Annotated in this window: 6 protein-coding genes; 1 reads left to right on the top strand and 5 read right to left on the bottom strand. The window is 69.3% G+C overall.

The window, feature by feature from the left end; genetic code table 11:
• The 3 genes from dctP to KDH83_RS27665 all read right to left on the bottom strand — a co-directional run.
• Positions 1-532, bottom strand: a 532-nt coding sequence (gene dctP / locus KDH83_RS27675; protein WP_212321620.1) for a TRAP transporter substrate-binding protein DctP, incomplete at its 3' end; no start/stop codon positions are given.
• A 70-nt stretch (positions 533-602) separates the two neighbouring features.
• Entirely contained in the window at positions 603-1,901 is a 1,299-nt protein-coding gene (locus KDH83_RS27670; RefSeq protein ID WP_212321618.1) for a TRAP transporter large permease, read from the bottom strand.
• Positions 1,898-2,425 carry a TRAP transporter small permease gene (locus KDH83_RS27665; protein WP_212321616.1) on the bottom strand — a complete coding sequence of 176 codons (528 nt, stop codon included), beginning with the start codon at positions 2,423-2,425 and terminating at the stop codon, positions 1,898-1,900. The genes KDH83_RS27670 and KDH83_RS27665 overlap by 4 nt, the downstream gene beginning before the upstream one ends.
• A gap of 358 nt (positions 2,426-2,783) precedes the next feature.
• Between KDH83_RS27665 and purL the strand changes: the two genes are divergently transcribed.
• Positions 2,784-6,842 carry a phosphoribosylformylglycinamidine synthase gene (gene purL, locus KDH83_RS27660; protein WP_212321614.1) on the top strand — a complete coding sequence of 1,353 codons (4,059 nt, stop codon included), beginning with the start codon at positions 2,784-2,786 and terminating at the stop codon, positions 6,840-6,842.
• 187 nt (positions 6,843-7,029) lie between these two features.
• Here purL and KDH83_RS27655 read toward each other — a convergent pair whose 3' ends face one another.
• Together KDH83_RS27655 and KDH83_RS27650 are read right to left on the bottom strand one after the other, a co-directional pair.
• Positions 7,030-7,716 (bottom strand): hydrolase, encoded by a 687-nt coding sequence (locus KDH83_RS27655; protein ID WP_212321612.1) that lies wholly within the window; start codon positions 7,714-7,716, stop codon positions 7,030-7,032.
• Between the two features lie 13 nt (positions 7,717-7,729).
• Positions 7,730-8,296: an MFS transporter gene (locus KDH83_RS27650; protein ID WP_212321610.1), complete on the bottom strand. Its 567-nt coding sequence runs from the start codon at positions 8,294-8,296 to the stop codon at positions 7,730-7,732.
• Positions 8,297-8,427: the final 131 nt, after the last annotated feature.

Genomic DNA, 8,427 nt, shown 5'->3' with positions numbered 1-8,427 from the left:
AGCCCACCACGCGCAGCTTCATGCCCTTCATGTCCTCGGGGCGCTTGATCTCGCGCTTGGAGTTCGACAGCTGGCGGTAGCCGTTCTCGCCCCAGGCCAGCGGCACCACGCCGGCCTTCTCGATGAGCTTGAACATCTCCTTGCCGACCTCGCCCTGCACCAGCGCGTCGATGGCGGCGTAGTCGGGCATCAGGAAGGGCAGCGAGAACAGATTCAGCTGCTTGACCTGCGGCGACCAGTTGATGGTCGAGCCCACGGCCATGTCGATCACGCCCTGGCGGATGGCGGTGAATTCGCGGGTCTGGTCGCCCTGGACCAGCGAGGTGCCGGGATAGACCTTGATGTTGATGCGGCCCTGGGTGCGCTCGCGCACCAGGTTGGACCAGATCTCGGCGCCCTGGCCCCACGGGAAGGTGGTGCCGACGACGATGGAGAGCTTGTACTCGGGCTTGTAGGTCTGCGCGTGGGCGGGCGCCAGGCCGGCGACGGCGGCCGTGCACAAGGCGGCGGCGATCCAATTGCGGAATTTCATCTTGCGTCTCCTCTCTTCTCGTTGTGATGTCCGTACATGTCCAGGCCGGCGCGCGGCGCGCGCCCGGCGTTCAATATCCCAGCTTGTGCGGCAGCCACAGCGCCAGTTGCGGGAACACCAGCACCGCCACCAGCACCAGGAACATCGCGCCCAGCAGCCACACCACCCAGGGCACCGTCGATTCCATCGGCACCCGCGCGATGCGGCACGACACCATCAGGTTCACCGCCAGCGGCGGGGTGAACTGGCCCAGCGCGACCTTCAGCGTCAGGATCACGCCGAACCACACCGGATCCCAGCCGTAGGCATTGGCGATGGGCATGAGCAGCGGCACGAAGATCAGGAAGATCGAGATGCCGTCCAGGAACATGCCCACCGTCATCAGCAGCAGGATCAGCAGCGCCAGCACGCCCCATTCGCCCAGCCCGGAATTGACGATGGCGTGCGTGATCGGGTCGATCACGCTGAGCGTGGACAGGGCCCAGGCGAAGATGCCGGCCAGCGTCACCACCAGCATGATCACGGCCGACAGCTCGGCGGCCTCGCGCAGGATGGTGAACAGATCGCGCAGCTTGATGCTGCGATGGATGAACATGCCCACGAACAGGCCGTAGAACACCGCCACCACGGCGGCCTCGGTTGGCGTGAACCAGCCCATGCGCATGCCGCCCAGGATCAGCACCGGCGCGGCCAGGCCCCAGGACGCCTCGCGCAGGCTCTTCCAGAACGGCGGGCGCGGCAAGTGCGCTTCCAGCGAGCCCATCTTGTGCTTGCGCGACAGCCACACCGCCGGGATGATCAGCGCGAAGCCGGCCAGGATGCCGGGCACCATGCCGGCGGCGAACAGCGCCGGCACCGAGGCGCCCGGCACCAGCACCGAGTAGATGATGAAGGCCACCGAGGGCGGGATCAGAATGTCGGTGGCGGCGCCGGCGGCCACCACCGCGGCCGAGAACGAGCCCGGATAGCCGGCGCGCGACATGGCGGTGATCATCACCGCGCCCACGGCGGCGGCGCAGGCCGGGCCGGAGCCGGAGATGCCGCCCAGGAACATGGCCACGGCGATCGACACCAGCGGCAGCATGCCCGGGCCGCGCCCGACGATGGCGATGGCGAAATCCACCAGGCGCTTGGCCACGCCCGAGCGGTCGAAGATCGAGCCGACCAGCACGAACATCGGGATCGCCAGCAGCGGGTACTTGGCCAGACCGGCGTAGAAGTTCTGCGGCACCGTCAACAGGCCATACCAGGGCGTGTCCAGGTTGGACAGCACGATGGCCACCGTGCCGCCCAGGCCCAGCGCCACGCCCACCGGCACGCCGATCAGCATCAGGACGATGAAGACCCCGAACAGGATGGCGGCGATCATGCGGGGCTCCGAAGGATGCGGCGCATCGCGCCCAGCACGCGCAGCGAGATGGCGGCGGCCATCACCGGCAGCCAGATCGAATACCACCAGGTCGGCACGCCAATGGCGGGCGAGGTCTCTTCGTAGATGTATTCGTCGGCCACCAGCTTGACCGACAGCACCGTCAGCAGCACGAAGAACAGCAGCACGCAGCCGTTGGCGACCAGGGCCATGATGCGCTGGCGTCGCGGCGAGCCGTTGTCGGCCAGGATCTCGATGCGGATGTGGTGGTTGCGCACGAAGGCCATGCTGCCGCCGGCCATGGTCAGCACGATCAGCAGGAAGACGGAGATTTCCTCGGTCCAGGCGAAGGACTGGTCGGTGAAGTAGCGCACCAGCACGTTCACGAAGGTGATCAGCGCCAGCGCCGCCAGCAAGATCACGGCCAGCCAGTCCTCGATGGCCAGCGGCACTTTCACGTCGGGTTCGGGTTCAACGGGAAGAATCGGTTCGGCGGGCTCTGGGTGGGCGTCGGAGCGGGACATTGTGAGGCGTTGCGGCTGGCGCGGCGTTGAGCGCGGATTGGAGGAGGTGTCGCAGCATCCTACCGTCGGGTTCCCGGCTGGGGTGTTCGTGTTTTCCCGCGTTTTTGGCGCTGGCTGCGCATGTTGCATTGCGGGATCAGATTTTCGGAAATCGCGATGACCAGGCAGAATTTGCAGGAGATTCATGGATTTTCATGAATGCTGCGACGCAAGATGCTGGGTTGATCGGGTTCGAATTTTTTTGTAACACCGCGCCGGAAGCGGACGATCGGACGCCGCCCGCGCGCGCGCTCCGGGAAAACCCGCTTAACAGGTAAAATCCCCGTTTTGCTCCTTCCTCAAATACGGCGCCCGCATCGTGTCCCTTGTTCAGCATCTGCCTGGTTCCTCCGTCCTGTCCTCCTTCCGCCGCGATCGCCTGCTGGCGCAACTGAAAGAGGCCGGCCTGCCGGTGGCCGACATCTCCGCCCGCTACGAGCACTTCGTCAACACCGATGCCGCCCTGACGGCCGGGCAGCAGCAACAGCTGGCCCAACTGCTGGACTACGGCACGCCCGTGACCGGCGACGCGCCCGCCAAGAGCCTGGAACTGCTGGTCATCCCGCGCCTGGGCACGATTTCCCCGTGGGCCAGCAAGGCCACCGACATCGCCCACAACTGTGGCCTGGACGCCGTGCGCCGCATCGAGCGCGGCGTGCGCTATGTGATCACCCCCGAGCGCGGCCTGCTGGGCGCCAAGAGCTTCGACGCCGCCATGCTGGCGCGCGCCGCCGACTGCCTGCATGACCGCATGACCGAAACCGTGGTCGACGCCGGCTTCGACGGCCAGGCGCTGTTCCAGACGCTGGCCGGCAAGCCCATGCGCACCGTGGCCGTGCAGGCGCGCGGCGCCGAGGCGCTGGTCGAGGCCAACGCCACGCTGGGCCTGGCGCTGTCCGACGACGAAATCGAATACCTGGCCAAGTCCTTCAGTGACCTGGGGCGCGACCCCACCGACGTCGAGCTGATGATGTTCGCCCAGGCCAACAGCGAGCACTGCCGCCACAAGATCTTCAACGCCCAGTGGGTGATCGACGGCCAGGAACAGCCCAACACGCTGTTCGGCATGATCCGCGCCACCCACAAGGCCCAGCCCGCCGGCACCGTGGTCGCCTATTCCGACAACGCCGCCATCATGGAAGGCGGTCCGGCCCAGCGCTTCCAGGCCGGCGTGCCCGGCCTGCCGGGCGCGGCGGGCGAGGGCGCCGACCAGGCCCGCTACATCCGCCGCGACACCACCGTGCACACCTTGATGAAGGTGGAAACGCACAACCACCCGACCGCCATCGCGCCGTTCCCCGGCGCCTCCACCGGCGCGGGCGGCGAGATCCGCGACGAAGGCGCCACCGGCCGAGGCTCCAAGCCCAAGGCCGGCCTGACCGGCTTCACCGTGTCGCACCTGCGCTTTCCGGACGCGCCTCAGCCCTGGGAAGCCGATCATCACGGCCTGCCGGACCGCATCGCCTCGCCGCTGTCCATCATGATCGACGGCCCCATCGGCGGCGCCGCCTTCAACAACGAATTCGGCCGTCCCAACCTGCTGGGCTATTTCCGCAGCTTCGAGCAGACCGCCGGCGACACGCGCTGGGGCTATCACAAGCCCATCATGATCGCGGGCGGCCTGGGCAGCATCGACGCCGGCCTCACGCACAAGGACGTGATCCCGCCGGGCGCGCTGCTGATCCAGCTGGGCGGCCCGGGCTTTCGCATCGGCATGGGCGGCGGCGCCGCGTCCAGCATCAGCATGGGCAGCAACTCCGCCGAGCTGGACTTCGATTCCGTCCAGCGCGGCAACCCCGAACTGGAGCGCCGCGCGCAGGAAGTCATCGACCGCTGCTGGCAGCAGGGCGAGCGCAACCCCATCATCGCCATCCATGACGTGGGCGCGGGCGGCCTGTCCAACGCCTTCCCCGAGCTGGTCAACGACGCCGGCCGTGGCGCCATCTTCGACCTGAAGCGCGTGCCCCTGGAAGAATCGGGCCTGTCGCCGGCCGAGATCTGGAGCAACGAATCGCAGGAACGCTACGTCCTGTCGATTCTGCCGCAGGACCTGGACCGCTTCGACGCCATCGCGCGCCGCGAGCGCTGCCCCTACGCGGTGGTGGGCGTGGCCACCGAAGAGCGCCAGCTGCGCGTGGTAGACGGCGAGGGCCTGCCGGGCCTGGACGCCATCCGCGCGCAGGGCGCCGACGAAGTGCGTCCGGTGGACGTGCCTATCGACGTGATCCTGGGCAAGCCGCCGCGCATGACGCGCGACGTCAAGCGCCTGCCCGGCGTGTCGGCCCCGCTGGACCTGGCCGGCATCGACCTGACCGAGGCCGCCTACCGCGTGCTGCGCCACCCCACCGTGGCCAACAAGTCCTTCCTCATCACCATCGGCGACCGCACCGTGGGCGGGCTGTCCAGCCGCGACCAGATGGTCGGTCCGTGGCAGGTGCCGGTGGCCGACTGCGCCGTGACGCTGGCCGACTACGAAGGCTTCCGTGGCGAAGCCATGTCCATGGGCGAACGCACGCCCATCGCCATGCTCGACGCGCCGGCCTCGGGCCGCATGGCCGTGGCCGAGGCCCTGACCAACCTGGCCGCCGCCGACGTGGCGCGCCTGGAAGACATCAAGCTGTCCGCCAACTGGATGGCCGCCTGCGGCGTGCCGGGCCAGGACGCGGCGCTGTACGACACCGTGTCGGCCGTCAGCGAGCTGTGCCAGGCCGCCGGCCTGTCCATTCCCGTCGGCAAGGACTCGCTGTCCATGAAGACCAGCTGGGAACAGGACGGCGAGCAGCGCCAGGTGGTGGCGCCGGTGTCGCTGGTCGTCACGGCCTTCGCGCCGGTGGCCGACGTGCGCGCCAGCCTCACGCCGCAGCTGCGCACCGACGCCGGCGACAGCGTGCTGATCCTGGTCGACCTGGGCCGAGGCCGCCATCGCATGGGCGGCTCGATCCTGGCGCAGGCCTACAACCAGGTCGGCGAGACCGTGCCGGACATCGATGCGCCGCAGGACCTGCGCGCCTTCTTCGTCACCATCCGCACGCTGGCCGAGGCCGGCACCATCCTGGCCTACCACGACCGTTCCGACGGCGGCCTGTTCGCCACGCTGACCGAAATGGCCTTTGCCGGCCGCACCGGTATCTCGGTCAACCTGGACATGCTGACCTTCGATCCGCAGTCGGCCGACTGGGGCGACTACAAGATCCGTCCCGAGCAGGTGGCGGTGCAGCGCGACGAGCTGACGCTCAAGGCGCTGTTCTCGGAAGAAGCCGGCGCCGTCATCCAGGTGCCGGCCGCGCAACGCGACGCCGTCATGCAGGTGCTGCGCGGCGCCGGCCTGTCGGCCCACTCGCACGTGATCGGCGGCCTGAACGCGGCCGACGAAGTCGAGTTCTACCGCGACGGCAAGAAGGTCTGGGGCCAGCCGCGCGCCGACCTGGGCCGCGCCTGGAGCGAGGTGTCCTACCGCATCATGGCGCGCCGCGACAACCCGGCCTGCGCCCAGGCCGAGCTGGATGTCTGGAGCGACACGCAGGATCCGGGCATGCAGCCGAACGTGGACTTCGATCCGCAGGAAGACATCGCCGCGCCGTACATCGTCACCGGCAAGCGTCCGCGCGTGGCCATCCTGCGCGAGCAGGGCTGCAACAGCCAGGTCGAAATGGGCTGGGCCTTCGACACCGCCGGCTTCGAGGCTTTCGACGTGCACATGACCGACCTGCTGGCCGGCCGCGTGGACCTGGCGGGCATGCAGGGCCTGGTGGCCGTGGGCGGCTTCAGCTACGGCGACGTGCTGGGCGCCGGCGAAGGCTGGGCCCGCACCATCCGCTTCAACAGCCGCCTGTCGGATCAGTTCGCCGCCTATTTCGCGCGTCCCGACACCTTCGCGCTGGGCGTGTGCAACGGCTGCCAGATGATGGCCGCGCTGGCGCCCATGATCCCCGGCGCCGAGGCCTGGCCGCGCTTCACGCGCAACCTGTCCGAGAAGTACGAGGCGCGCCTGGCCCTGGTGGAACTGGCCAAGTCGCCGTCGATCTTCTTCGCCGGCATGGATGGCGCGCGCATTCCGGTGGCCGTGGCTCACGGCGAAGGCTATGCCGATTTCTCGCAGCAGGGCGACGCCGGCCGCGTGCTGACGGCCGCGCGCTACATCGACAACCGCGGCCAGGCCACCGAGGCCTATCCGTTCAACCCCAACGGCAGCCCGGGCGGCCTGACCTCGGTCACCACCGCCGACGGCCGCTTCACGGTGATGATGCCGCACCCGGAACGCGTGACCCGCAACGTCATGATGTCCTGGGCGCCCGAGAAGTGGGGCAAGGCCGACGCCGGCGGCACGTTCAGCCCCTGGATGCGCATGTTCCGCAACGCGCGCGTCTGGCTGAAGTAAACCATCAGGCATAGATCGGGCTGCAGGCAAAAGGCCCCACCGCTTCAGGGCGGTGGGGCCTTTTGTTCATGATGCGCCGCTTTCGTGACGGCGTGCTCGAGACCTTGCTCTTGATCCGCCGTTCTTGGAACGCCGTATCCGGGCCGGCCCGGTCTCCTGCGCGTTTCGGTGGCCTGCGGCGTGGCGCTTACCAGGGCAGCGTCACCGGCTTGGTGTCGCGGTTGTCGCCGGCGTGAAGGCCGGGCAGGAAGCGCGACAGGAAGGTGAACTCGTTGTAGCAGTGCATGAGCAGCGCGCGGCCGAAGTCGTCGCTGAATTCAGCCTTGAGCTGGTCCGGCGTCCAGCCGTCGGCGACCAGGTCCTGGCCCATGTAGAAGTGGCTGCGCAGCGCCAGCCCCCATTTCGTGTCGCGGCCGATGTGCAACAGGCGGCCGCCCAGCACTTCGCCCGTGGGCAGGCGTTGCGGCGTCGCGCCCATGCCGACGCGGCCGCAGACGGCGGCCGAGATGGCGCCGCTGTCGCGCGCCGCGCGGTAGGCCTCGGCGCCAAAGAACTCGGCGGCGTCGCGGAACTGGATGGCCAGGTCGGCGGCGGGCATGCCGGTGAAGTACTCCTTCACCAGATGGATCGAACCCACGTGCGTATCGGCGCTGCCTTCGGCCCAGTCGCTGGACACGTGGTCCACGGGGTGCCACCAGATGTACTCGCGCGTGCCGGGACGCGAGCGGAACCACCATTCGAACATCTCGCCCGTGCAGTTGTGCAGGTCGGTGCGGCAGGCCACGTGCAGCACGCCGTTGGGCAGCCGTTCAAAGCCGGTTTCCAGTTGCAGGGGGGCGGGGTCCAGCAGCAGGCTGGCTTGCGAGAGTTCCATGGCGCGAGTGTCCTCAGTCGTGACGGGGGGAGGGGTGCTGGCGGCCCATCGCGAGCGCGAAGGCGGCGGCCGACAGCAATGAAATCAGGCCGGCGCCGGCGAATACGACGCCGGGCCCGCCGGGCAGGAATTCCATGAAGGAAGACAGGAACTGGCCGCAGAAGATGGCCATGGACAGGTACGCCAGATGGCGGGCCCGCGCGCCGTCGGCGCTATGTTCGATGACCAGGTGGTTGAGCAGCGGAATCGACAGCCCGAATCCCAGTCCATGCAGCAGCGCGCCCGCCAGCAGCGCCGGCCATTGCGCGGGCGACTGCGCCACGGTGAAACAGCCGTGGGCGGCCGCGTAGGCCAGCAGCGCGGCGACCAGCACGGCGCGGCCGCTGGCGCGCCGGCCCAGCGCCGGCAGCAGCGCCGCGCCGCCCACCGCCACCAGCGAGATGAAGGACAGGAAATAGCCGGTGCCGGCCTCGTCCACGCCCAGGCCCGCGAGCCGGGCGGGCAGCATGATGATGCCGGCGAAGAACGCGACCATCGACAGCAGGGCGGCGGCGAAGGCGGTCTTGACCTGCGTCGGCATGGCGGCAGCGGCGGCGGTCGGGCCGTCGCGGCGGGGCGCGGGCCACGCCGGCGGCCCGGCCCGGGCGGGCGCCGGGGCGGGGCGCCGGGAAAGGAACCGCGCCCCGCCGGCCCCGGCCCCACGCGCCCGCG

Origin of the sequence: Achromobacter sp. Marseille-Q0513 (genome assembly GCF_018195695.1) — a bacterium.
In the GTDB taxonomy this organism is placed as follows: Bacteria; Pseudomonadota; Gammaproteobacteria; order Burkholderiales; family Burkholderiaceae_B; genus Achromobacter.
This window is presented reverse-complemented; position numbering and strand designations above follow the sequence as displayed.

Coding starts and splice junctions, on each gene's coding strand:
- KDH83_RS27670 (WP_212321618.1), bottom strand. CDS start 1,901: ATGATCGCCGCCATCCTGTTCGGGGTCTTCATCGTCCTGATGCTGATC.
- KDH83_RS27665 (WP_212321616.1), bottom strand. CDS start 2,425: ATGTCCCGCTCCGACGCCCACCCAGAGCCCGCCGAACCGATTCTTCCC.
- KDH83_RS27655 (WP_212321612.1), bottom strand. CDS start 7,716: ATGGAACTCTCGCAAGCCAGCCTGCTGCTGGACCCCGCCCCCCTGCAA.
- KDH83_RS27650 (WP_212321610.1), bottom strand. CDS start 8,296: ATGCCGACGCAGGTCAAGACCGCCTTCGCCGCCGCCCTGCTGTCGATG.